Annotated in this window: 1 protein-coding gene; it reads right to left on the bottom strand. The window is 71.5% G+C overall.

The genetic code is table 11. From position 1 onward, the window contains the following. The coding region (locus KUM32_RS37255) for a LysR family transcriptional regulator (RefSeq protein ID WP_217146285.1) at nt 1-286 on the bottom strand (286 nt) is incomplete at its 3' end. Nucleotides 287-404: the final 118 nt, after the last annotated feature.

Below are 404 nucleotides of genomic sequence, written 5' to 3'. Positions count from 1 at the left end.
CCCCGAACCGGAGCCGGCCGCGCGGCCTGGCGCCCGCGAACCAACGCGCCGCGCGCTCGTTCGCCTCCAGGATCGTGCGGGCGAACCCCAACATCGCCTCGCCGTCCTCGGTCAACTCCACGCTGTGCGTGTCACGAAGGAAGAGTTGCCGGCCGGCCGCCGCCTCCAGCTTGCGCACCTGCTGGCTGACCGTCGACTGACGCAGCCCGAGCCGCTGCGCCGCCTGCGTGAAGCTCAGGGTCTGGGCGACCGTACGGAAGGTGCGCAACTGCGCCGGGTCGAACATGCCGCCACCGTAGCCCGTCAACGCGTGTCGTGATGACAGTGAGTACGGCATGCGCCTTTCCCGATGAGCGAAGGCTGCGGCAGGGTGGCCGGGTACCGGCCGCAGCGGCCGGAGAGGC

The organism is Streptomyces sp. AC627_RSS907 (assembly GCF_019049165.1).
This window is presented reverse-complemented; position numbering and strand designations above follow the sequence as displayed.